The organism is Flavobacterium sp. CS20 (assembly GCF_018080005.1).
GTDB lineage: Bacteria > Bacteroidota > Bacteroidia > Flavobacteriales > Flavobacteriaceae > Psychroflexus.
In genome coordinates this window covers 2,989,873-3,014,822 of the sequence record NZ_CP073015.1, presented here as the reverse complement: position 1 = coordinate 3,014,822, position 24,950 = coordinate 2,989,873, and the positions used below count along the sequence as shown (strand labels likewise).

Annotated in this window: 22 protein-coding genes and 3 pseudogenes; 16 read left to right on the top strand and 9 right to left on the bottom strand. The window is 33.7% G+C overall.

All coding sequences use genetic code 11. The features are described from left to right. Nucleotide 1: 1 nt before the first annotated feature. Nucleotides 2-1,174, bottom strand: coding sequence for an NADH:ubiquinone reductase (Na(+)-transporting) subunit B (locus IGB25_RS14325; protein WP_211065581.1), 1,173 nt, complete (start codon nt 1,172-1,174; stop codon nt 2-4). 14 nt (nt 1,175-1,188) lie between these two features. Continuing rightward, nucleotides 1,189-2,538 carry a Na(+)-translocating NADH-quinone reductase subunit A gene (locus tag IGB25_RS14320; protein WP_211065580.1) on the bottom strand — a complete coding sequence of 450 codons (1,350 nt, stop codon included), beginning with the start codon at nt 2,536-2,538 and terminating at the stop codon, nt 1,189-1,191. Nucleotides 2,539-2,692: 154 nt separating this feature from the next. On the opposite strand from IGB25_RS14320, the gene IGB25_RS14315 reads away from it, so the two are divergent. From IGB25_RS14315 to IGB25_RS14280, 8 genes and pseudogenes are all read left to right on the top strand, one after another. Further along, nucleotides 2,693-3,937, top strand: coding sequence for a DUF5103 domain-containing protein (locus IGB25_RS14315; protein WP_211065579.1), 1,245 nt, complete (start codon nt 2,693-2,695; stop codon nt 3,935-3,937). Nucleotides 3,938-4,007: 70 nt separating this feature from the next. Beyond that, the gene (locus IGB25_RS14310; protein ID WP_247653539.1) at nt 4,008-4,877 is read left to right on the top strand and encodes a YicC/YloC family endoribonuclease; all 870 of its coding nucleotides are present in this window, start codon (nt 4,008-4,010) and stop codon (nt 4,875-4,877) included. Continuing rightward, entirely contained in the window at nt 4,877-5,464 is a 588-nt protein-coding gene (gmk, locus tag IGB25_RS14305; RefSeq protein WP_211065578.1) for a guanylate kinase, read from the top strand. Before IGB25_RS14310 ends, gmk begins: the two co-directional genes overlap by 1 nt. Continuing rightward, on the top strand, nt 5,451-6,041 hold the full coding sequence (gene nadD / locus IGB25_RS14300; protein WP_211065577.1) for a nicotinate (nicotinamide) nucleotide adenylyltransferase: 591 nt from the start codon (nt 5,451-5,453) through the stop codon (nt 6,039-6,041). Before gmk ends, nadD begins: the two co-directional genes overlap by 14 nt. Before the next feature lie 59 nt (nt 6,042-6,100). Then, nucleotides 6,101-6,343 (top strand): hypothetical protein, encoded by a 243-nt coding sequence (locus IGB25_RS14295; RefSeq protein ID WP_211065576.1) that lies wholly within the window; start codon nt 6,101-6,103, stop codon nt 6,341-6,343. 145 nt (nt 6,344-6,488) lie between these two features. Further along, a pseudogene (locus IGB25_RS14290) lies at nt 6,489-7,492 on the top strand (NAD(P)H-dependent glycerol-3-phosphate dehydrogenase). A 96-nt stretch (nt 7,493-7,588) separates the two neighbouring features. Beyond that, nucleotides 7,589-8,686, top strand: coding sequence for an acyl-CoA desaturase (locus IGB25_RS14285; protein WP_211065575.1), 1,098 nt, complete (start codon nt 7,589-7,591; stop codon nt 8,684-8,686). Nucleotides 8,687-8,699: 13 nt separating this feature from the next. Then, nucleotides 8,700-9,886 (top strand): annotated as a pseudogene (locus IGB25_RS14280) (pyridoxal phosphate-dependent aminotransferase). A 217-nt stretch (nt 9,887-10,103) separates the two neighbouring features. Here IGB25_RS14280 and metK read toward each other — a convergent pair. After that, nucleotides 10,104-11,353 (bottom strand): annotated as a pseudogene (gene metK, locus IGB25_RS14275) (methionine adenosyltransferase). 304 nt (nt 11,354-11,657) lie between these two features. Continuing rightward, the gene (locus tag IGB25_RS14270; RefSeq protein ID WP_211065574.1) at nt 11,658-12,875 is read right to left on the bottom strand and encodes an exo-beta-N-acetylmuramidase NamZ domain-containing protein; all 1,218 of its coding nucleotides are present in this window, start codon (nt 12,873-12,875) and stop codon (nt 11,658-11,660) included. Here IGB25_RS14270 and IGB25_RS14265 point away from each other — a divergent pair. After that, a complete protein-coding gene (locus IGB25_RS14265; RefSeq protein ID WP_211065573.1) occupies nt 12,856-14,091 on the top strand; it encodes an ABC transporter permease in 1,236 nt (411 codons plus the stop codon). The two genes, IGB25_RS14270 and IGB25_RS14265, sit on opposite strands and share 20 nt — an antisense overlap. 73 nt (nt 14,092-14,164) lie before the next feature. Beyond that, complete coding sequence (locus tag IGB25_RS14260) at nt 14,165-15,145, top strand: PLP-dependent cysteine synthase family protein (RefSeq protein WP_211065572.1); 981 nt, start codon at nt 14,165-14,167, stop codon at nt 15,143-15,145. 164 nt (nt 15,146-15,309) lie between these two features. Here the strand turns inward: IGB25_RS14260 and IGB25_RS14255 are convergent, their stop codons facing one another. The 3 genes from IGB25_RS14255 to IGB25_RS14245 all read right to left on the bottom strand — a co-directional run bounded on the left by IGB25_RS14255 (nt 15,310) and on the right by IGB25_RS14245 (nt 16,641). Next, complete coding sequence (locus IGB25_RS14255; protein ID WP_211065571.1) at nt 15,310-15,504, bottom strand: type II toxin-antitoxin system YafQ family toxin; 195 nt, start codon at nt 15,502-15,504, stop codon at nt 15,310-15,312. 91 nt (nt 15,505-15,595) lie between these two features. Continuing rightward, nucleotides 15,596-15,823, bottom strand: a complete 228-nt coding sequence (locus IGB25_RS14250; RefSeq protein WP_211065570.1) for a hypothetical protein — start codon at nt 15,821-15,823, stop codon at nt 15,596-15,598. A gap of 227 nt (nt 15,824-16,050) precedes the next feature. After that, nucleotides 16,051-16,641, bottom strand: coding sequence for a hypothetical protein (locus IGB25_RS14245; RefSeq protein WP_211065569.1), 591 nt, complete (start codon nt 16,639-16,641; stop codon nt 16,051-16,053). Between the two features lie 181 nt (nt 16,642-16,822). Between IGB25_RS14245 and IGB25_RS14240 the strand changes: the two genes are divergently transcribed. The 6 genes from IGB25_RS14240 to IGB25_RS14215 all read left to right on the top strand — a co-directional run bounded on the left by IGB25_RS14240 (nt 16,823) and on the right by IGB25_RS14215 (nt 22,147). Beyond that, a complete protein-coding gene (locus IGB25_RS14240; RefSeq protein WP_211065568.1) occupies nt 16,823-17,248 on the top strand; it encodes an Rrf2 family transcriptional regulator in 426 nt (141 codons plus the stop codon). A 101-nt stretch (nt 17,249-17,349) separates the two neighbouring features. Beyond that, on the top strand, nt 17,350-18,045 hold the full coding sequence (locus tag IGB25_RS14235; RefSeq protein ID WP_211065567.1) for a DUF2490 domain-containing protein: 696 nt from the start codon (nt 17,350-17,352) through the stop codon (nt 18,043-18,045). 12 nt (nt 18,046-18,057) lie between these two features. Further along, nucleotides 18,058-18,921 (top strand): sulfite exporter TauE/SafE family protein, encoded by an 864-nt coding sequence (locus tag IGB25_RS14230; protein WP_211065566.1) that lies wholly within the window; start codon nt 18,058-18,060, stop codon nt 18,919-18,921. 7 nt (nt 18,922-18,928) lie between these two features. Next, nucleotides 18,929-20,332 (top strand): FAD/NAD(P)-binding protein, encoded by a 1,404-nt coding sequence (locus tag IGB25_RS14225; RefSeq protein WP_211065565.1) that lies wholly within the window; start codon nt 18,929-18,931, stop codon nt 20,330-20,332. Then, the gene (locus IGB25_RS14220) at nt 20,316-20,894 is read left to right on the top strand and encodes a cysteine dioxygenase family protein (RefSeq protein WP_211065564.1); all 579 of its coding nucleotides are present in this window, start codon (nt 20,316-20,318) and stop codon (nt 20,892-20,894) included. Before IGB25_RS14225 ends, IGB25_RS14220 begins: the two co-directional genes overlap by 17 nt. A 317-nt stretch (nt 20,895-21,211) precedes the next feature. Further along, nucleotides 21,212-22,147 (top strand): transporter, encoded by a 936-nt coding sequence (locus IGB25_RS14215; RefSeq protein ID WP_211065563.1) that lies wholly within the window; start codon nt 21,212-21,214, stop codon nt 22,145-22,147. Here the strand turns inward: IGB25_RS14215 and recG are convergent. Together recG and IGB25_RS14205 are read right to left on the bottom strand one after the other, a co-directional pair. After that, nucleotides 22,140-24,245, bottom strand: coding sequence for an ATP-dependent DNA helicase RecG (gene recG, locus IGB25_RS14210; protein ID WP_211065562.1), 2,106 nt, complete (start codon nt 24,243-24,245; stop codon nt 22,140-22,142). The genes IGB25_RS14215 and recG overlap by 8 nt on opposite strands. Before the next feature lie 44 nt (nt 24,246-24,289). Then, nucleotides 24,290-24,919 (bottom strand): sterol desaturase family protein, encoded by a 630-nt coding sequence (locus tag IGB25_RS14205; protein WP_211065561.1) that lies wholly within the window; start codon nt 24,917-24,919, stop codon nt 24,290-24,292. Nucleotides 24,920-24,950 lie beyond the last annotated feature (31 nt).

Genomic DNA, 24,950 nt, shown 5'->3' with positions numbered 1-24,950 from the left:
TTTATGAGGTTTTTGCGGTTTGTAATTTTAAGCGTTTTTGTCTTCGCTTGATATTGCCTTGAATAACGTAATGATCTATTGTTGGAGCAAATACGTTCATTAATAATATAGCCAACATAACGCCTTCTGGATATGCGGGATTAAATATTCTGATCATAACGCCTAAGAATCCAATTAAAAATCCATATATCCATTTCCCTTTTAAGGTCTGTCTTGCACTTACAGGATCTGTTGCCATAAACACCACACCAAAAGCTAATCCACCAACAATAAGGTGATTATACCAAGGGAAATTCATCAAATCATTATTTGTAAAAACCGAGCTTCCAAGGGCATTAAAGATAAGTGCCATAACTGCTGCACCAATAAATCCACTTAAGATAATACGCCAACTGCCTATTTTGGTTAAGATCAAAATCAAAGCTCCAACTAAAATAAATAAGGTTGAAGTTTCAGAAATAGAGCCTGGTATAAATCCTGAAAACATATCTGCACTATTGTAAGCTACTTCTTTGCCCGCGGCTAAAGTTCCTAAAATGGTTTCGCCTGAAATGCCACTGACCTCTGTAGCTCCACTTACCCAAACTTTGTCTCCTGACATATAGGTTGGATAGGCAAAAAAGGCGAAGGCTCTTGCTGTTAAAGCTGGATTAAGAATATTCATACCCGTTCCTCCAAAAGCTTCTTTACCGATTAATACTGCAAAGGCAACCGACAAAGCAACTATCCACAACGGGATATCTACAGGCATAATCATAGGAATTAAAAGTCCCGTAACCAAGTAGCCTTCATTTACTTCGTGTCCGCGTTTTACGGCAAAGCCAAACTCAATACCAAGTCCAACAACATAAGACACAATAATCATTGGCACAATTTTGATAGCACCGTGCAAGAAAGCATCCATAAATGTGTATTCAACATCTAATTGCTTGAAATGCTGATAACCTGTGTTCCATATTCCAAAAATCAAAGCTGGAATTAGAGCAATAACTACAGTTATCATTGTTCTTTTTAAATCAACAGCATCGCGTATGTGTGCACCTTTTTTTGTAGTATGATTAGGCACAAACAAAAAAGTATCAAGTGCGTTTACAGCTGGTGCAAATTTTTCATACTTTTCACCAGGCTGAAAAGGTTTTTTAATTTCGTCTATTTTTTTTCTAATCCAATTCATCGTAAATTTTATTTTTAGCCTACTTCTGTTAGCATTAAATCTAATCCTTGTCTGATGACTTCTTGAGCTTCTACTTTAGAAGTGTTCACATAATCGACCAAAGCAAAATCTTCAGGAACTACTTCATATATTCCGAGGTTTTCCATTTTATCTATATCACCCGTCATACACGCTTTTAATAATTGCATCGGCATAATATCCATCGGCATAACTTTTTCCATTTCACTTGTAACTACAAGTGCTCTTTCTTCGCCGTTTAGATTAGTATCAACCACATACTCTTTATGACCTGATAATCTTGAAAGCGAAGTATTAGACATTGAAGGAATATAATTGTCTTTAAAAGGTAACCACCCAAACATTCTGTAGTGATTTCCTTCAGGAATTAAAGTGATTTCATTAGCAAAAAAATTGATATGATCACCATTTTCAGCTTTATCTCCTGTAAATACATCTCCAGAAATAATTCTGGTTTTGTTGGTATCGACTTCTTCAATGATTGAATTGATTTCAGCACCGATAAGAGTTGTAAAATATTGTCTATCAACAGCATCACTACCACAAACCGCAATGGTTCGCTCGGCATTAAATTTACCTGTTGACAACAATTCGCCTATAATAGCGACATCTTCAGGTCTAATGGTCCAAACTTTTTCACCTTTGTTAATAGGATTTGTTTTTTGGATTTGAACCCCAACATTGCCTGCTGGATGCGGACCAGAAACTCTGATAAGCTCAACGTTTTCAGTATCGTGCAAAAAGCTTTTAGCATTTCTATCAACACCGAGATAAACTTTGCCATCTGTCAATTTTGTCAAGGCATTTATTCCGTTTTGAAAATGCTCTTTTTTGTCTTTCAGTATAAATTCAAAATCAGCACCAAGCGGTGTTGTGTTAAAGGCTGAAATATAAATAGCTTTGGGTGTATCATCAGCATTTGCTGGAATGTCGTATAGCCTTTGTTTGAAAAATGCACCACATCCTGCTTCAAAAATATGATTTTTCAATTTGTCAGCATCAGTTTTTAAAGGGTCAAGTTTGTCGTGACTAACATATTCAAATTCGTCGTCAGCTTCAATAATCACTCTCAAAATACGACGTCTCGCACCACGTTCTATGGTCTTTAGTTTACCACTTACGGGTGAAACAACTTTTGTTTTTTCATTGTATTTAGAATAAAACAAAGCTTCGCCTGCCTTAATTGGCGTGCCTTCTTTTTTAATTAACATTTTTGGCACAAGACCGTGAAAATTGTCAGGAATTAAGGCGTAAGTTTTAGATTTGAGTGCAGGTGATTTTATCTTTTCAGCTTCACCTTTAAGTCGCAATTTTAAACCGCGTTTAACTTTAATATCAATAGCCATATTTAAAGCGTGTTTTTTCGGGATACAAACTTAATAATTAAAACTTCATTTAGGTCTTAAACAAATGTTGATATTAACTTATTTATAATTATTCTAAACAATATATGCTTTAAAAACTAATTATTATTATAAATTTGTGAATCAATCATTTAATATGAAAAGTATTTTCGTCTCATTTATTATTTTATTATCCAATTATTTTTATGCTCAAGAATATGAAGTTTTGCCACCAGAATATATTAAAACCATTCAATTTACTGGACAAGCTGATTTGACTGGCACACCTGTGATTTCACTTAACGATAATCTCAATTTAAGTTTTGACGATATCAGAGCTGACGTTGCAGATTTCTATTACAAAATTGAGCATTACAATTACAACTGGACGCCCTCAAAATTGGCTAAAAACGAATATATTGAAGGCTTTGACAACATTAGAATTTTTGATTTTAAAAACTCATTAACAACACTTCAACCTTACACGCACTACGAATTGCAGATCCCAAACAAAAACACCAGACGATTGAAAGTTTCTGGAAATTATATGTTGAAGATTTTTAACAGCAACAGGCAGTTGGTGTTTTCAAGAAAATTTATGGTCTATAATCGCCAAGTTGACGTGCAAGCTCAAGTAAGACGTTCGCGGGACTTAAAAGAAATTGGCAAAAAACAATTGTTGCAATACAGCGTAGGTCGTGATGGTTTTATTTTTAAAAATCCTGAACAAACTGTCAATACGGTACTGGTTCAAAACAATGATTTCAAATCTGCTATTTACGACATCAAGCCACAATTTACTTCTGGCAATACTTTGGTGTTTAATTATCCTAATAAGACTGCTTTTTGGGGTGGAAATGAATTTTTATATTTCGACAATCGCGACATCAGAGTTTCGACTATTAACATTCAGCGGGTTGAATTGTTTGATTTATATCATACCTATTTGGATACCGATAGAGTCAGACAAGGACGAGAATATGTTTACAACCCCGATATCAATGGCAGTTTTAAAATCAATACCGTTCAAGGTCAAGATGTCAATAGAGAGTCAGAATATGCCGTGGTGCATTTTAGTTTAGATTGCCCTAAAGATTTAAATGGTGGCGAATTGCATGTTTACGGTCGTTTTAACAACTATAGTTTAACAGACGAAACTCATCTGGATTATAACGAAAAAACAGGTCTATTTGAAACTCAAATCTTGCTCAAACAAGGTTTTTATAACTACAAATATGTTTATCTTTCTGCTGACGGCGAGTTTGATGACCATTTTGTCAGCGGAAGTTATGACATCACAGAAAACGACTACGTTATATTGGTTTATTACCGAGATGTTGGAGCTCGTTTTGATGCACTTATCGGCGTTGGTTTGGCAAATAGTCGAAATATCATCAATTAAATGTGAGACGCCTTTAATTGCCCATCCTTATACATTTCACTACTTTTGCTAAAATTTTTTTTAAACTGCTATGATACAATCTATGACAGGCTATGGAAAAGCCACTGCTGTTTTAAATAACAAACATATTGATATTGAAATCCGAACGCTTAACAGCAAAAACATAGATATCAATTTTAAAATCCCATCAGAATTTAGAAGTTTTGAATTAGAATGGCGTAAAACCGTTGCTCAAAATTTAAAACGCGGTAAAGTTGATATACAATTTAATATAGAAAATAGCGAGCAAAGTCAAAGTGTAAAATTTAACAAAACTCTTATCAAATCTTATATCAAAAATTTACAAGACGTCATTCCTATAAGAGATAGAACGGACAATGCTAAATTGCTTGAAATTGCAATGACTTTGCCCGAAGCTACACAATCTGAAGCTAATGAATTGACCGAAGATGATCAAGCCAAACTCGATTCAGCCTTAAATGAAGCCTTAAAACAAGTCGTGTCTTTCAGAAATCAAGAAGGCCAAAATTTACTCAAAGATTTCAAAGCTAACCTCAGTCAAATTGAGCAACATTTAAACCGCATCAGCGAGATAGATCAAAATCGAGTTGACAGAGTCAAAACAAAATTAAAATCAACTTTGGAAGAGCTCAGCGTTGACTATGACAAAAACCGATTTGAACAAGAATTGATATATTACATCGAAAAGTTTGATATTTCAGAAGAAAAAATCCGATTAAAAAGTCATATCGAATATTTTGAAGACACGCTAAATTTACCCGAATCTAATGGAAAAAAATTGAATTTCATCTCACAAGAAATGGGACGAGAAATCAATACCATTGGCAGCAAAGCCAACGATGCTGATATCCAAAATTTGGTAGTAGAAATGAAAGATCAGCTTGAAAAAATTAAAGAACAAATGCTTAATATTTTATAATGACGGCTTCAAAAACAGGAAAACTCATAGTCTTTTCGGCACCATCTGGCTCTGGCAAAACCACCATTGTCAAACATCTTTTATCAAAGGAAGATTTGAATCTTGAATTTTCAGTTTCAGCAACTTCAAGAGCACCTCGTGATTATGAAATTGATGGCAAAGACTATTATTTTATGTCTTTAAAAGAGTTTAAACAACACATCAAAAACGATGATTTTTTAGAATGGGAAGAAGTCTATCGCGACAATTTTTACGGCACTTTAAAAAGCGAAGTGCAACGCATTTGGAATAAAGGTAAACATGTTATTTTTGATATTGATGTGGTTGGCGGACTCGACATCAAAAACATTTATCCTGAACAAACATTGGCTGTTTTTGTCAAACCACCAAGTGTAGAAGAACTTAAAATTAGACTTAAAAAACGTCAAACCGAATCTGATGAGCGCATCAATATGCGGGTTGCCAAAGCTTCAATTGAAATGGCAACCGCTCCACAGTTTGACAAAATCTTAATCAATAATGATTTAAACGCCGCTCTCGAAGACGCTTATCAACTGGTTAAAAACTTTATAGATGAAAAAAAGTAAACACATCGGTTTATTTTTTGGTACTTTTAATCCGATCCATATTGGTCATCTAATTATGGCTAATCATATTGCAGAGTTTAGCTCAGTGGATGAAGTCTGGTTTGTAATCACACCACAAAGTCCTTTCAAACAAAAAGAATCTTTACTTGATAATCATCATCGCTACGAATTAGTCTATCGAGCCACCGAAGAATATCCAAAACTCAAAGCCAGCAAAATTGAGTTTGATATGCCACAACCCAATTACACCTCTAAAACCTTAGAAAGGTTATTGGAAAAATATCCCAATTATCAATTTCATCTTATAATGGGCGAAGACAATTTGGCAAGTTTTAAAAAGTGGAAAAATTACGATTATATTCTTGAGCATCATCATATCATTGTGTGTCCTCGAATTCATCATAAAAATGTACCTTCAGAACTTCAAAACCACGCTAAAGTCCAATTTGTTGACGTGCCTATTATAGAAATATCAGCCAGTTTTATCAGAAAAGCCATTTCAAAACAACAAAACATCAAACCCTTACTACCAGAAAAAGTTTGGGCTTATATCGATGAAATGAATTTTTATCGGTAGGCAACTATTCATCTTACTATAATTTTAAATTTGTAAATTGCGTTTATAAAATATACAAAATGGGAAGTTTAGCTATTTCAAATAAAATTTTAGATAAATATTACGGTTATCTTAAAAACTTAGATGTGAATTCGAAAAAAAAATTAATCAAAAAGTTAACAAACTCATTAGAAGTTAAATCCGAAAAAGAATTTGATGTAGGATCTCTTTATGGCGCTTGGGTTGATGATAAAAGTTCAGACGAAATAATAACTGAAATTAAAAACTCAAGGGTGGAAAAAACAATTATTTCAAATTTATAATGAAGTATTTAATCGATACTAATATTTGTATTCACTACTTCCAAATCAAATTTAATTTATAAGATAGAAATTGAGAATTGGGTAAAACGATAAGCTTTTTTTGTTTTGAAATTTTACAAAAAATTTTGAAAAATAATTTTATCAAATGACAAAAAACCTAAGCATCGGCATCATTGGTAGTGGCAGTTGGGCAACGGCTCTATCTAAAATGCTTTGTGAAAATGTGGACAGTATCAATTGGTATATCAGAAATGCTGATGCCATAGAATACATCACCAAAAATCACCACAACAAAGAATATTTGAGCTCTGTTACTTTTAACACTGACCAACTCAATATGAGCGACGATATCAACACTGTGGTAAGTCAATCTGATGTCTTAATCATCGCTATACCATCAGCATTTTTAAAATCAGCTTTAGACCAAATCACGGTTTCTCTTAAAGACAAAATCATTTTTAATGCCGTCAAAGGCATCATTCCTGAAAACCGAAAACTCGTCGGCGAGCATTTTCACGACAATATGGGCATAGATTTTAAACAAATCGGCGTCATCACAGGACCATGTCACGCAGAAGAAGTTGCTCTTGAACGCTTGTCTTATCTTACCATTGCTTGTGATGATTTAGAAAAAGCCAAAATGATGAGCAGTAAACTCAGTTGCGATTACATCAAATGCTCTATCAGCAAAGACATTATCGGCACTGAATATGTCGCCGTTTTAAAAAACATCTATGCCATTGCAGAGGCATTGCCCACGGACTCGGTTATGGCGATAATTTTCAAAGCGTATTGATGAGCAATGCTATTCGCGAAATGAAACGCTTTATCAATAAACGTTACAAAATGAAACGCAACATCAACGACTCGGCTTATCTCGGAGATTTGTTGGTAACAGGCTATTCCAATTTTAGCAGAAACCGTTATTTTGGAAATATGATTGGAAAAGGCTACACCGTAAAATCAGCCATGATGGAAATGACTATGATTGCTGAAGGCTACTACGCCACTGAAAGTGCTTATCTATTGAGTAAACAAGACGGCAAAAAGAAAGCCAAAACGCCAATCATTAATGCCGTTTACAAAGTCATTTATAAACACAAAGATCCAAAATCAGTGTTTGAAAAGTTAACCTACAAACTCAATTAATTCGCGGTTTTTAAAAACCTAAACCAGCGTTAAATTCTACTAATTAAGCCGTGAAATAGATTTTAAATTCTATTTTCGCTGTCTCAATATTTTTATATGAAAAATACTCAAGTTCGCTTTAATACTAAAGATTCAAGAGATTTTATACGAACGCTCAACAAGCGGGTTAACCACTACTTTAAAGACAATGACATCAAAAAAACAGGCAATTGGAAATTGCATTTGAAAACTGCTGTTATGTTTTCGTTATTGCTTGCTCCTTATTTTTTAATTTTAACTTTAGATATACATGATCTTTGGAAATTAGCCTTAACCATACTTATAGGCGTTGGAATGGCTGGTGTTGGTATGAATGTAATGCACGACGGAAATCACGGCACCTATTCTACAAAAACGTGGATCAACAAATTTATGGGCAGTAGCATTTATATTTTAGCAGGCAATGTTTATAATTGGCAAGTTCAACATAATGTTTTACACCATACTTATACCAATATTCAAGGTCACGACGAAGACTTAGATGCAGGTCGTATTTTGAGATTTTCAAAACATACCAAATGGCGAAAATTTCATAAATTTCAACATTACTATTCCATTTTCTTGTATGGGTTATTAACGTTTAATTGGGCTTTGACAACAGATTATATACAAACCAAACGCTATTTAAAACAAAAACTTTATTACGGCAAGCTACCAAAACCTTCAAAACAATGGATCATTTTAGCTGTCACAAAATTAATCTATTTTAGCATTTGGATTGTTTTACCGATTGCTCTTACCAGTTTAACTTGGTGGGAAGTTGCTATAGGCTTTTTTGTGATGCACTATACCGCGGGATTAATATTGAGCGTAGTTTTTCAGTTGGCTCACGTTGTAGGAGAAAATGAGATGCCATCACCTGATAAAGAAGGCAAAATGGAAAAATCTTGGATGGTTCATCAATTGTTTACTACAACCAATTTTTCTAACAATAATAGAATTGTTAATTGGTTCACAGGTGGATTAAATTTTCAAGTCGAACATCATATTTTTCCTAACATTAGTCATATTCATTACCCAAAAATTGCTAAAATTGTAAAACAAACTACAAAAGAGTTTAGTTTGCCTTACAATGAGTATAAAACCACAAGAAAAGCCATTATTGCCCATTTTAAATATTTAAAATTCATGGGCAAAAACCCGCAAATGGCTTAAAATATTTTGAGTTATGAAAACTAACCTTTCACAAAAAATCAATAACTTACAAACCTCAGCCACTTTAGCTATGGCAGAAAAGCCAGAGAACTCAAAGCTGAAGGTAAAGATGTTATCGGTTTAAGCCTTGGTGAACCTGATTTTAACACACCAGATTATATCAAAGATGCTGCGATTCAAGCTATAAACGATAACTACAATTCCTACACGCTCGTTGATGGTTATCCAGACTTAAAAAAAGCCATTCAACACAAGTTTAAACGTGACAATAATCTCAATTACGACTTAAGTCAAATCACTGTTTCTACAGGTGCTAAACAAGCCTTATACAACATCGCCTCTGCTCTACTCGACCCAAATGATGAAGTGATTTTGCCTTGTCCATATTGGGTCAGTTACCGAGATATTATCGGACTTTGTGAAGGCAAAGCGGTTGAAGTAAAAACCTCTATCGAGCAAGATTTTAAAATGACTCCAGAGCAACTCGAAACCGCCATAACCCCAAAAACCAAAATGCTTTGGTACAGTTCGCCTTGCAACCCGAGTGGTTCGGTTTATACAAAAGATGAACTTCGTGCTTTGGCAGATGTTTTACAGAAACACCCTCAAATAATAGTTGTCAGTGATGAGATTTATGAACATATCAATTTTATCGGTGGACACGCTTCAATGGCACAATTTGACGATATGTATGACCGCACCGTAACGGTCAACGGCGTATCAAAAGCATTTGCTATGACAGGCTGGCGAATCGGTTACATCGGTGCTCCAGAATATATCGCAAAAGCTTGCACCAAACTCCAAGGCCAAGTGACCAGTGGAGCCAACTGTATTGCCCAACGTGCTGTGATTACGGCTTTGCAAGAACCCGTGAGCAAAATTCAATATATGGTGGATCAATTTGCCAATCGACGTGAAATTATTTTAGACCTTCTAAATGACCTAAAAGGATTTGAATGCAATCAACCTCAAGGTGCTTTTTACGTATTTCCTAATGTCAGTGCTTGGTTTGGAAAAACCATCAAAGGTCATCATATTAAAAATGCTACTGATTTTAGTATGTTGCTTTTAGAAGAAGCAAACGTCGCTACGGTTACGGGCGAAGCTTTTGGCAATCCAGATTGTATTCGGATTTCATACGTCGCTTCTGAAACACAAATTAGAGAAGCGATTAAACGTATTTCTGAAGTTTTACAATAGCCTAATAAGTATTTGGGGCTTTTAACGGGCTTTCCACTATATTTTTTTGGAATTTACCAAGCATCCGTAGCAATTTGCAAATTACCGTTTAAGACGGCACTTTGCAAATTGCACTACGCTAAGGTAAATTCCAAAAAAGATGCCGTTTCAATCCCTAAGCCAAATGAGAACTCTTAAACTCACTCAAGTTGAGTAATTCAAAAGGAAGTTAAAATAACTATAAGCCAAATTCTGCTTTTAAAGTCTCTACATAATCCAATTTCTCCCAAGTAAACAATTCAACTTCTACAGATTTTTTGCCAGAATAAGTTGTTTCAAAATGTTTGGTTACAGTTTGTGGTGTTCTTCCCATATGTCCGTAACTCGCGGTTTCTAAATAAATCGGATTTCTTAGTTTTAGGCGTTTTTCAATAGTCGCTGGTCGCATATCAAAAATGGCTTTGATAACTTTTGCGATTTCACTATCAGAAACATCAATATGTTTGTGCTGAGTATTCACCGAAATTGATGTCGGTTGGTCAATGCCGATAGCGTAAGACACTTGCACCAGGACTTCATCAGCTATGCCTCTGCAACCATGTTTTTAGCAATATGTCGAGCCGCATAAGCTGCCGAGCGGTCAACTTTACTTGGATCTTTTCCTGAAAAAGCACCACCGCCGTGAGCACCTTTGCCTCCATATGTATCAACAATGATTTTCCGACCTGTCAAACCTGCATCACCATGCGGACCACCAATCACAAATTTTCCTGTGGGGTTGATATGATAGGTAATATTATCATCAAATAAAGCTTGAATATCTTCAGAAAACAAAGCTTTCACACGTGGTATAAGTATGGTTTTGATATCCTGCTTTATTTTTTTTAGCATATTGTCATCAGTATCAAATTCGTCGTGTTGAGTAGAAATCACTATGGTATCAATACGCTGTGGCACATTATCATCTGAATATTCAATGGTGATTTGAGCTTTAGCATCGGGTCTGAGGTACGTGATGTCTTTATGTTCACGCCGTAAAGTTGCTAATTCTTTTAAGATTTTATGTGAAATATCCAGTGCTAACGGCATATAATTTTCAGTTTCATTTGTTGCATAGCCAAACATCATTCCTTGGTCACCAGCACCTTGTTTTTCTTTGTCAGATTTATCAACGCCTTGATTGATATCTTGAGACTGCTCATGTATTGCAGAAATGACGCCACGAGAATCGCCACTAAATCGGTATTCACTTTTGGTATAACCTATGTTGTTGATAACATCTCTAGCGACTTGTTGCACATCAAGATAGGTATTGCTTTTAACTTCACCAGCCAAAACCACTTGACCTGTAGTAACTAAAGTTTCACATGCCACTTTAGCATCTTTATCATAAGCTAAAAAGTAATCGAGTAAAGCATCGCTGATTTGATCTGCAATTTTATCGGGATGACCTTCAGAGACACTTTCTGAAGTAAATAAATAGGACATAAGTATTTTTTTTCAATATTAATTTAAAAACTTTGACGATAAAAGACTACGCAAATTACAAGATAAAAAAGTTGTGAAGAACTGTTTTAGCATTTGTAAAAGGTTGCAATCAGTCAAATTTTTCCTCGATGCAAAGATATTAAAAAGCCAAAACTAAAATGACTCGACTTAACGTTAATTTAATAAGGCGTTATTAAGTTTTTTTGCCAGACCATCAGGCAACAGATACAAAAAAAAAAAATTGTTCTTACTTCAAGACCTTTGGGGTCTATTCAGAATAAAAATTTGACTTTAATGTTTAAATTTAATACAAATGATATTGCTTCTTCAGTTTTTTAAAATCATCTATATCTTTTTGCCAGGTCGCTTTGATTTCTATGCTACTCATTCCTTTTTCAATTTGGTTTTGAAGTTGTGTTGTGCCTGCTAATTTTGTGAAAAAGGAATTAAAAAAATCATCTTGATTTGATGTGTTTTGATAGGCTTCAATCAGCCAAACTAAATGAATTTCTGATAAAAATTGATGTGAAGTTAAATCCATTCCATAGCAAATTTTGCCTTGATGTTTAGGGTATTTTGAACCTAGATTAGGCTCAGGAACATACTGAAAATCATATTTTTCTCGATCTAAAAACGGCGATCCAAACACTTGAAAAGGTGTTGATGTGCCTCGACCTGCATTGACATTTGTGCCTTCAAAAAAACATAAACTCGGATATAAATTTATTGATAATGTGCTATGTAAATTAGGCGATGGTTTTATAGGCAATTTATAGTTTTTTTTAGTATCGTAATTTTTTAAAGGCACAATTTTTAATTCACACTTGACTTGATTTTTAAGCCATTGTTCTCCATTGATCATTTGAGCATATTCACCAATCGTTAAACCATAAACTATTGGCACAGGATGCATACCAACAAAGCTTTGATGTGCTTTTTCTAAAACAGGTCCATCAACATAATGTCGGTTGGGATTTGGTCGATCCAAAACTATCAAAGGAATATCTTGCTCTGCACAAGCTTCCATGACATAATGTAAAGTAGAAATATACGTATAAAACCGCACGCCAACATCTTGGATATCAAAAACCAACATATCAATTCCTTTCAAATCGGTTTCTGTTGGTTTTTTATGACTAGCATAAAGTGAAATAATCGATAACCCTGTTTTAGCATCGATAGCATCATCAACTTTTTCACCTGCATCAGCTTGACCACGAAATCCGTGTTCGGGTGCAAATACTTTTTTTATATTGATATTAAGACTTAAAAGCGAATCGACGAGATGTGTATAACCATCTCTATTATTTTTAATGACAGAAGTTTGATTGGCAACAATAGCGATGTTTTTTTGTCTTAAATCGTTCACATATTTTTCAGTTTGGTCAGCACCAGTCAACAATTTCTGCTCGTTAGAAGATTTATCTTGAGCTTGACAGGCTAAAATCAAAAACAAACTAAATAAAACTGTATTTTTGAACCTGAAAAACAGAGCGAACAAATTGAATTTTGAATATTTCATATCGAAAAAGCTGATTAAAACCAAAGGCTATAAAAGTAAGGTTTCTTCCCCAATAATAAAAATTGCTGTAACTGCCATAAGTATTGGCATCATCATGATGATTTTAGCTTTTGGTACTGGTTTAGGTTTACAACAAAAAATCAGAGATAAAATTACCGCTTTCAACGGGCATATCACCATCAGAAGTTTTACGAGTAATCAATCTAATCAAAACTTACAACCTATTGATGCGAGACAGGATTTTTATCCCAAATTTGAAAGTGTTCCTGAAATAACTCACGTCCAAAAAACCGCTTCAAAATACGGCGTCATCCGCACCGAAAATGATTTTGAAGGTATTGTGGTTAAAGGTGTTTCTACAGATTACGATTGGTCTTTTTTTGATGAATTTATCGTTGAAGGCAGAAAACTAAACCTGACTGAAAATATCAGCAAAGAAATTATGATTTCTGAATATCTTGCTGATCGACTTGGTTTTGAGTTGGGCGATAAGGTTATTGTTTATTTCTTAAAAGATAAAGACAACGACCGACCAAGATTGGTAGCTTTTGATATTGTGGGAATTTACAATTCAGGTTTTTTAGAGTTTGACAAGCAATTTTTGATGACTGATATCAAACAAATTCAACGCCTCAACAAATGGGAAGATTACCAAATTGGTCAATTTGAACTCATGGTTTCAGATTTTGATGACATCCAACAAACAGGAATACAGGTGTATGAAAACATAGGTTCTTTTCTCAATGCCACAACTATAGTTAGTCAATATCCTACCATTTTTGAATGGATTGCACTTTTTGATGTCAATATTGCGTTAATCGTCATCATTATGGTCATCATTGCAGGTATCAATATGATTACGGCTTTGTTGGTTTTAATTTTAGAACAAACCCAGCTTGTTGGGATTTTAAAAGCTTTAGGCTGTCAAAATTTTAGCATCAGAAAAATATTTCTTTACAATGCTACCTATTTAATTTTAAAAGGCTTGTTTTGGGGAAACCTAATTGGAATTGGGTTACTGCTCCTTCAAAAAAATGGAAAAATAATCAGTCTTAATCCAGAAACTTATTATGTTACTCATGCCCCAGTTTACATTGACTGGACTTATTTGTTAGGCATCAATCTCGGCACAATTCTTGTTTGCCTTCTCATGCTTTTACTGCCTTCTTATATCATCACAAAAATTTCGCCTGTCAAGGCTATAAAGTTTGATTAAAATTTTCTTGTTTTATTCATTTTAAAGCTTCAAAACATTAATTTCTTATACTTTTGCAAATCAAAATGAGATTATGCAATACGCCAAAAATATCTTAGAAACGATTGGAAATACGCCTTTAGTCAAGCTCAATACTATTGTATCAGATATTGATGCTTTAGTTTTAGGCAAATACGAAACCTTTAACCCAGGTAACTCTGTTAAAGACCGCATGGCTTTACAAATGATAGAAGACGCCGAAGCCGATGGTCGTCTCAAACCTGGCGGCACAATCATTGAAGGTACTTCAGGCAATACAGGAATGGGTTTAGCTTTAGTCGCCATAGTGAAAGGCTATAAAGTGATTTGCGTGCTGAGTGACAAGCAAAGCCAAGAAAAAATGAATATTCTCAAAGCCGTTGGATGTGAAGTCCACGTTTGTCCAACAGACGTTGCACCAGACGACCCAGAGTCTTATTATTCTACTTCAGCAAGATTAGCAAGAGAAACACCAAACTCTTGGTATGTCAATCAATATGATAATCCGTCTAATTGTAAAGCTCATTTCAAAACCACTGGACCAGAAATTTGGGAACAAACCGATGGCAAAATCACGCATTTTGTTGTTGGTGTTGGTACAGGCGGAACTATTTCAGGTGTTGGTAGTTATCTTAAATTAAAAAATCCAAATATTAAAGTTTGGGGAATTGATACGTATGGCTCGGTGTTTAAAAAATATCACGAGACGGGAATTTTTGACGAAAATGAAATTTATCCCTACGTTACCGAAGGCATTGGCGAAGATATTCTCCCTAAAAATGTGCGTTTTGAAATCATTGATGGTTTTACTAAAGTCACCGATAAAGATGCGGCAATTTACACGCGAAAACTGGCAAAAGAAGAAGGAATGTTTCTCGGAAATTCTGCTGGAGCGACGGTTAAAGGCTTGCTTCAACTAAAAGAACATTTCAAAAAAGATGATGTAGTCGTTGTCCTCTTTCACGACCATGGCAGTCGATATGTCGGTAAAATGTATAATGATGAGTGGATGAAGGAAAAAGGGTATTTGGAGTAGTTTTTTTGCGGTTATAAGTTTAAAAACTTATAAGGGTTATGAGGTTATTTGTAATGATTTTTGCTTTGATAAAGATTGGCTTCAACAACTAAATCTAAGGTATCTGTGAATCTGTGGTGGAAACTAAAACGCCAAAAGTGAACTTAGTTTATAAATAAATTATTTTATTGAAACAATTCTGAATGTGAACCGATTCGGATTAATCGTATCACTTGATGCTTATCAATTTGAAACCAAATGATCAATAAATCTGGTTTAATATGACATTCCCAATTGTTTTTATAAACGCCTTTCAGTCGATGAGGTCGCATTGTTTTTGGGATTTCAGAAAGACCTCCTTTTTGAAGTTTTTTCAACACATTCACATGAGCAGTGCAGTTCTTTTCTAACTTTTTTATTTTTTTTTAAATCTTTTGTAAACCGAGTAGTTGGCTCTAAATGATACATCTTTTACAATTTTTCCAACCAATCATCAAGGTCTTCAACTCTCTCCAGATTACTATTTTGAGCTTCTTCAATAGCTGATTTGGTTGCCTGATTAGGTATATGACCAACATCTTGGTATAACAATTTTTCAATATAATTGTTCAGACTTCTATTATCTGCCTTTGCTTTTTCTTTTAAAACTTCAATTAAATCTTTGTTTAGCCTAACAGCTGTTTGAATTTTTGTTGCCATAATATCACCTATTTAATTATTAATAACAGAGTGTTATACAAATATAGTTGATTTAATCACACAACGGAAATTGTATTCTCTTCTTTATAGACAATTTCTTTTTAAACCTTAATGGATAAATCTCAGTCATTATCTTTTTTATCTCAAGAGCCGTTATGTCGACAAAATGTATAATGATGAGTGGTTGCGTGAAAAGCGATATTTGAAGTAAAAATGTTTTTGGTTTTTCAATTTAACTTATGTACCTTTTTCTTTTTTCTGTTCGTCGCTACCCAACCAAAAGTAAAATTAAACAACGGTCCATATCCGCCTTCTACACCAATACCTTCATAATAACCAATACCAAATTCTAAATTATAATTTAACCCTTTTTCATTTGTTCGTTGAATACCATAAACACCACCCCAAAAGACTAAACTAAACTGTCCTTCATCATCAAGATTGTGGCTAAAAGTTAAAGGTTCCCAAAAAACACTTCGTGCAACAGCGAGATAATCTGCTGAATTATAGCTTATGTTTTTTTCTTTATTGTAGCGCTTTTCAAAATTAATATAAAACCGTGTCCTGGTATGCCATACATAACCAAAGGCATAGCCTTCTTCATAAAATGCAAGCCCTGGAGTAAAACTTGAAGAAATACTTAAGTTTTTGAATAAACCCAATTCATAACGAAATCCAGGACCAAAATAATTAAAAGTCACTTGATGTCGCTCTAAATTTGGTGTGCCGTCATAACTTTCAACAAACTGTTGTGCATTTGAAACATTAATTGAAAATGTCATAAGTAAAGAAACCAATACTAACTTTAGATTTGTCATTAATTAACTGTAATTAAAGTAAAGCATAAATGTAGAGCATTTTTTTAAAACTGTAAACTTTAAAAATGTAGTTTAGAATCAATAATAGTTAAATTTGAATATTTTAAAATGGGAATATTTGAGCTTGATTTAGTATGTTTGGTTATTCAAATTTAATTCATTACAACAGGAAATATTTTAAATGCTTTCAAAAAAAACAAAATACGCCATCAATGCCTTAGTCTATATAGCTAAAAATATTGACAATCAACCTGTTGCAGCATCAGATATTTCTGAAAATCAAAATATTCCTCTCAAATTTTTAGAAACTATTCTGACGGAGTTGAGAAATGCACGAATTCTTAGAAGCAAAAAAGGAAAATATGGTGGTTATCTTTTAAATGAAAGTCCTGACAAAATCAATTTAGCAAAAATTGTAAGACTTTTTGACGGTGCTATTGCTCTTTTGCCTTGCGTGACTTACAACTATTACGAAAAATGTGAAGAATGTATTGACGAAGAAACCTGTGGCATTAGACAAGTGGTGATGGAAATTAGAAATACAACGGTTCAACAATTAAAATCTGCAACACTTACCAGTATTGTCGAAAGAGAAAAAAACAAATAATTTTTTTATTTTTAAATCCTATTAATTTGGTAGGTATTGTATGTTTTAATATTATTGCATAAAAAAAGTTAATGCTTAGGTGGTATAAAATTTTATTCGTTTTGATAATAATTTGTTTTTCAACACAAGTCTCAGCTCAAAAACACGTTGAAACCCAAAGTTTATATTGGACAAGATATTATCTCAAATCAGACATCAACGAAAGCTATGGAATCAACCAAGAATTTGAAGAAAGAGTGTTTTGGTTTCCTTGGCGTCAGCATCAATTTTTATCAAGAACACGGCTTGAGAGAAAACTGGGCAAAGGTTGGAAAGCCGAAGTGGGTTTTACTTATTTTCTTCAAACTTTACCTCACGACCCAAATATTGAAGACACCAACAACAGAACAGAACTTAGACCACAGTTGGGTTTAAGTTATAAGCAAACTCTTTCTCCCAAGTTTTCACTTCATCATCGGTATTGGAATGAATTCAGATTTATGGAACAACCCGAAGATTCTTTTGAATACAGAAATCTAAGAGTTCGATACAAAATAGAAGTGAGATATAATGTGACAGAAAAAATGATTTTAAAGTTATTTGATGAAATTCATCTCAACTTTGGAGATGATGTTGTACTCAACACGTTTGATCAAAACCGAATTGGCGGAAGTATTCTATATAATTTAACAAACAACTTTGGTGTTGAATTAGGCTACTTCAATTGGTTTCAACAACGCAGTTCGGGTGTAGATTACTTCAACCGAAACATTGTCAGATTGACTTTTAGGCACAAACTCAATTTATTTAATACTTAATTCATATCATTTATGAAAAAGATCAAAACCATTCACGTTTCTATAGCCATCATCACACTTAAAATTTTGCTTATTGTTTTAATTCTAAGTGTCTATTTACCAAAAGCTTCAGAATCAGATTTGCTGTTTGATTCTACTTTCTTTTGGTTTCTTTTGGCTGGTTTTCTTGCCCAAATGGTCGATGGTGCTTTAGGTATGGCTTATGGCGTCACTTCAAATTCAGTATTGTTAGGTTTTGGTCTGTCACCGAGACTGGCTTCAGCGACGGTTCATACGGCTGAAGTCTTTACCACAGGAGTTTCAGGCTTATCTCACATTAGAGTAGGTAATTTTGACTTAAAATTATTTTTAAATCTTTTTGTTCCAGGAGTTATTTCAGCAAGTGCTGGTGCATTTTTATTAGGCTCTATTATTGAAGGTAAAGTGATAAAACCATTTATTGCGGCATATCTTATCATTTTAGGTGTTTTTATCTTGTCAAAAGTTTTTAAAAAGAAACCTAAAATTAAGGAAAACCTCAAGTTTGCACCTGTTTATGCTTTATTTGGTGGGTTTCTTGATGCTATAGGTGGTGGTGGTTGGGGTCCAATTGTTACTTCAAACCTGATTAGACAAGGCAATACGCCAAACATCGTGATTGGCACTGTAAATACCGCAGAGTTTTTTGTCACTTTTTTTAGTGCAGGAATTTTAATTTATTTTACAGGAATACAGAGTTGGCAAATTATTCTCGGTTTAATCATTGGCGGTACATTAGCTGCACCAATCGGAGCTATCATCACTAAAAAAATACCCCATAAATCAATGATGATTATTGTAGGTTGTATGATTATTTTAACCTCATCATATACCTTAATAAAAGCTTTATTTTTATAAAAAATAGATGATGAAAAAAATTGGCGTCATAGGAGCAGGTTTCTCAGGAATGATGACAGCCATTCATTTGGCTAAAAATTCGCATAGAGAAACTCGCATTTATCTTATGGATAAACAACAAAATTTAGCAAAAGGCACAGCCTACAATTCTTATTCAAAACATCATCTTCTTAATGTGAAAACTAAAAAGATGAGTGCTTTTCCTAAAGAACCAAATCATTTTTTGAATTGGGTAATCAAGCAAAATATTTTTCCAAATACAAACGAAAATTTGATAGCAGAGTCTTTCTTGCCTAGACAAATTTATGGAGATTATTTATGTAGCATTTATGAATCTTACTCTACAAATCCTCATGTAAAAATAACTCATATCAACCATACAGTTGAAGATTTAGAAAATGAAAATGAGATAATAAAATTAAAACTTGACAATAAACAAATTCTTGAAGTTGACCAATGCGTAATAGCAACTGGCAATTTAGCTCCAAAACATCCTAAATATATATCTAAAGAAGTTATAAAATCATCAAAATACTTTCAAAATCCGTGGCAAAAACAATCGGTTACAAATATTGATAAAAACCTACCTGTTTTGATTATTGGTAATGGGCTAACAATGGTAGATACCGTGGTTGGTCTTTTAGAAAATGGGTTTGACAATCAAATTTATGCCATCTCGCCAAACGGTTTCAATCTGATTCCACATCGAAAAAATGTTTATGATTACCCTGATTTTGTCAATCAATTGAAAGACGATATGAGTTTGTTAGATATTCTTAGTTTGTTCAATAAACATCGTAAAAAACTGAGAAATCTTGGTATTTCTGCTGAAGTCATCGTCGATTCTCTGAGGTCAAAATCACAATCCATTTGGCAGAGTTTTTCCGATAAAGAAAAGTTCATTTTTTTAAGACGGCTTAGACATCTTTGGGGTGTTGCAAGACACAGACTGCCACTGCAAATACACGATAAAATTCAACAACTAAAAATCGATGGTATTTTAAATGTCATATCGGGTCAGATTACAGATATAGATTTAAATCAATCTCAAGTCAATGTCAAATTTTACGATAAAGCTAAAGCCGATTTTAAGGCAATCAACGTTTCAAGAATAATCAATTGCACAGGACCAAGTTTGGATTTATCTAAAACCAAAAACAATTTTTTAAAGCACTGTTTTCAAAAAGGAATCATAAGCCAAGACCGTTTTAAACTGGGCATAAAAACGCATACACCAACCTATCAAACCATAAATCAAAACAGTCAAATTAACGAACATATTTTTACTATAGGTCCAAACTTAAAAGGAGACCTTTGGGAAAGCACAGCTGTGAACGAATTGAGAAATCAAGCTTTAGAATTATCTCATATATTAATAAAAAAACAAAAAAGCTATGCACAATTTAATTAAAAAATTAGTTCATCTAAATGAGAAAGATGTCAACAAATCAAGTTTAGTTAAAATACTTGAAAGTGAAGATATTGACGTTTCAAGATACAAGATTGACGCCAATCAAACCACTAGAGGCTATCACAGAATACCGATTTTAAATGATTTTGTAGTCGCTTATTTAATGATTTGGCCAGCATCAGTATCTTCAAGTATTCATCAGCACAAAAACATTAAAGGCGTCATTAAAGTTTTAGATGGTAAAATTGAAGAGCACGAATACAAATTTGATGATAATCAAAAACTATTAGAACGAAAATCTGTTAAAACCTATCGAGAAAACGATATTATTTACGAAAACAAAGACGCTATACATCAAGTTTTTAATACATCAAAAACGCAAACCGTATGCACAATGCACATTTATTATCCACCATCTCAAAACCTTAACGGCAGTGTTTTATTTGACCCAAACAAAGGAATCATAGCCACTTTGAGCGATTTAGCCTTTTCCTATAGTTGGAATCAACCCAAAGAAGCATTTTCAAAAATTGACAGTACAGGTTTTATCTACAAAACTTAAAGTTTCTGTTTTTATATCGAATTAAATTTTTCATAAATATCCATTATGATTTCAACACAAATCTATACAATTGGTGATTCGGCAATCCCAAAACGACAAATCTCACGAAAAACAACTGTTGAATAATTGCTCTCAGGATTTCCGCTCTGCTATGTTTTGCTATACCCAAGCCTTATAGAATTAAGGTCAGTAAGAATTTTTAAATGCCTAATGATTTTCGCAATTACATTTGAAGTCTTTTAAAAGTAGGCTAAAATTAAAAAAACATTCTTCTAAAGATTTATTTTTAATACATTTGTTTTCCAATTTAATAAGCTATGAAAACCACATTTTCAATTTTGTGTTTCCTTTGTGTTAATTTGTTTTTTGGGCAATACACTGAAACTATCAACTCAAATCGTCCTGGAGCTTCTTTTGGAGCCTATAGCGTAGGAACAAATGTGATACAAGTTGAAGGTGGAATAGGTCTGGGCAATGACGAACACGATTTGCTTAAAACGGACACAGATTTATTTTTTATCGATTATGCACTTCGTTACGGTTTAATTTTAGAAGAACTCGAGCTCATTTTAGAAGGTCGTTTTGCTTTTGCTGATGAAACTAATATGATAAGCAATATAACCCAAAGTTTTTCATTTTCTGATTTTCAAACCAATACTCTCGGTGCAAAATACTTGGTTTACGATCCACACAAAAAAAGACAAAAAGAAGGACCAAATCTGTATAGCTATCATGCTAATCATAGTTTTCAATGGAAAGATTTGATACCTGCCGTTTCTGTTTATGCTGGAGCCAATTTGCTGTTCGGTGACAATCCTTTTATGTTTCCAGATGAGCCTAACATATCATCTAAACTTGGAGTATCTGCACAAAGCAATCTCGATAGAACAGTTTTGGTAATAAACATTATAGCTGATAAAGTTGAAACTGATTTTCCGAGTTATAGTGGAATATTTACAGTAACTCACGCATTAAATAGAAGATATTCAATTTTTGGAGAATTTGAAACTACTAACAGTGATTTTTACAGTGATGAATTAATTAGAGCTGGTGGTGCATATTTATTTAATAAAGACCTCCAATTGGATGTTTTTGGGCTGATCAATTTTAAAGACACACCTCAACGTTGGCTTGCAGGAATTGGTTTGTCTTATCGATTTGATCAATTTCACGAGGATAAATACTTAGATATGAAAGATGATGAGCTGGAAAAAGAGAAAGATAAACCCACAAAAACCATTGATTTCAACTGATATAGTTCCACTTAAATTTATCTTGTGTAAGCTTTATGAATTCTTTTTTAAGAAGCGTATGTTCGGGTTTTTCTAAGTTAGGATCTTTTTTTAATAACCTTATGGCGTGATGTCTTGCACTTTCAAGAATGCTACTGTCTTTTACAACATCTGCTATTTTTAAATTGAGTAAACCGCTTTGTTGCGTTCCCATCAAATCACCAGAATCACGTAGTTTTAAATCAACTTCCGCAATTTGAAATCCATCGTTGGTTTGGGTCATTGTTTGTAGTCGGGTTTTTGCATCGTCGCTAAGTTTGTGACCTGTCATCAAAATACAATAGCTTTGCTCAGCACCTCGCCCAACTCTACCGCGCAATTGATGTAGTTGTGACAAACCAAAACGCTCTGCACTTTCAATTACCATTACCGATGCATTTGGTATATTAACGCCAACTTCTATAACCGTTGTCGCCACCATAATTTGAGTTTCGCCATTGACAAATCTTTGCATTTCAGCCGCTTTGTCTTCGGGTTTCATTTTGCCGTAAACAATTGAAATTTGGTAATTTGGTTTAGGAAACTCTCTTGATATACTTTCATAACCATCCATCAAATCTTTGTAATCAAAATTTTCAGATTCTTCAATCAATGGATAAACAATATAAACTTGACGACCTTTGGAGATTTCATTTTTGAGAAACTGAAAAACTTTAAGTCGATTGGCATCATAGCGGTGAACCGTTTTAACGGTTTTTCTTCCAGGTGGCAACTCATCGATGACTGAAATGTCCAAATCGCCATACAAACTCATCGCTAAAGTTCTAGGTATTGGCGTAGCCGTCATAACCAAAACATTGGGTGGCAAATCGTTTTTCTTCCATAATTTAGCCCGTTGAGCAACGCCAAAGCGGTGTTGCTCGTCTATAATAGCAAAACCGAGGTTATGAAATTTAACTTTATCTTCAATCAAAGCATGTGTGCCGACCAAAATATGTAGGTTGCCATTTTCAAGATTTTGATGAATATCTTTGCGTTGTTTGGCAGTAGTTGAACCAGTTAAAAGGCTAATACTAATACCAAGTTGATCACAATATTCGGCAATAGTTTGGTAGTGTTGTTTGGCTAAAATTTCAGTCGGAGCCATCATACACGTCTGAAATCCATTATCTAAGGCAATCAACATGCTCATAAATCCTACGATGGTTTTTCCTGAACCCACATCACCTTGTAAAAGTCTGTTCATGTGAGCTGTTCGTCCTAAATCATTTCTAATTTGTTTGAGGACTTTTTTTTGAGCATTTGTCAATTCAAACGGGAGAATGTTGTTATAAAATGTATTGAAATAATCTCCAATTTGCTTAAATTTAAAACTTTTGATCTTATGTTTATGAAATAGATTCTTTCTTACCAGTTGCAATTGAATAAAGAAAAATTCTTCCCATTTCAGTCTAAATTGAGCTTTTGAAAGAAGCTCATTAGATTGTGGAAAATGGATATTAAAATAGGCTTTCGAAGGTGAAATTAATTTCAATTCTTCTACAATATTTTGTGGTAAAATTTCTTGAAACGGAGATTGTAATTCAGTAAAAAGTTGCTTCAGCATTCTGTTAAAAAAGCGATTGCCGAGGTTGTTCTTAGTCAATTTTTCAGTGCTAGAATAAACCGGTTGAAGTTTTACATTAAAATCTTTTTTAAATTCTTTATATAACTCCATTTCTGGATGAATCATACTAAACTGACCGTTAAAGAAATTTAATTTTCCAAATATGACGTAGGGAGCATTTATCTTCAAATTTTCTCTTATCCATTTTTGTTTTTTAAACCACACCAATTCCATTTGCCCTGTTTGGTCTTCAAAAGATGCTACTAACCTTTTGCCACGGCGTTGAGAAACCATCCGTATTTCTGTAATAACCCCAACAATTTGAATTTCGGCAAGACTATTTTTGAGATCTTTTATCTTGTAAAACTGAGTTCTGTCTATATATCTAAACGGGAAATATTCAATTAAATCTGCATAAGTTTTTATGCTGAGTTCTTCCTCTAAAATTTTAGCTTTTTGAGGACCTACGCCTTTAAGGTAGGTAATTGGTGTGTTGAGTTGATGACTAAGCATTCAACGAATATAAGACATGCTAAAAAAAGATGAAATAAAGCGTGCTATTTTTTTGGTGGCATCGTTCCAAAAACTTTATCCCAAAACGTATTGGATACGCCAAAAGCTTTATCGGGATATTTAAAATGGTGGATGTTGTGATGTAACCAAATGTGTTTAAACCGTTTAGGTGGTTTATTTACATGTATAGCACGATGAACAAAAGAATACATCAAATAGCCAGAAAAAAAACCAGGAAAAAAACCAAAACATAAATCTGGAATCTGAAATATCCAAAATATGAGATAAAACAAACCGAACAACAAACTTGCCATAATCAAACCTGGCACAGGTGGCATGAGCAATCTTGCTTCGTCTCTTGGAAATTTGTGATGAGAACCATGCATGATAAAATGAAAACGCTGGACGAACTTATTATCATTTATCCAATGAAATAAATACCTGTGCAACAAATATTCTGCAAAAGTCCAAAATAACATTCCAAAGGCAAAAAGCCCAATAAAAACTATGGGATCTAAACCAACTTTAGCTATTGCATAATAAGTAAACAACGCAATACTCAAACCGTAAACAATAATATTTGAAATAGGGTTTGTTTTGGTCAAACTTTCTAAAAAAGGATTTTTAAAAATCCTCGCCTCACCATGCTGATATTCTGTGGTTACTTTTGGCATTTTAATTGATTTAAATAATAAATTCATTCAA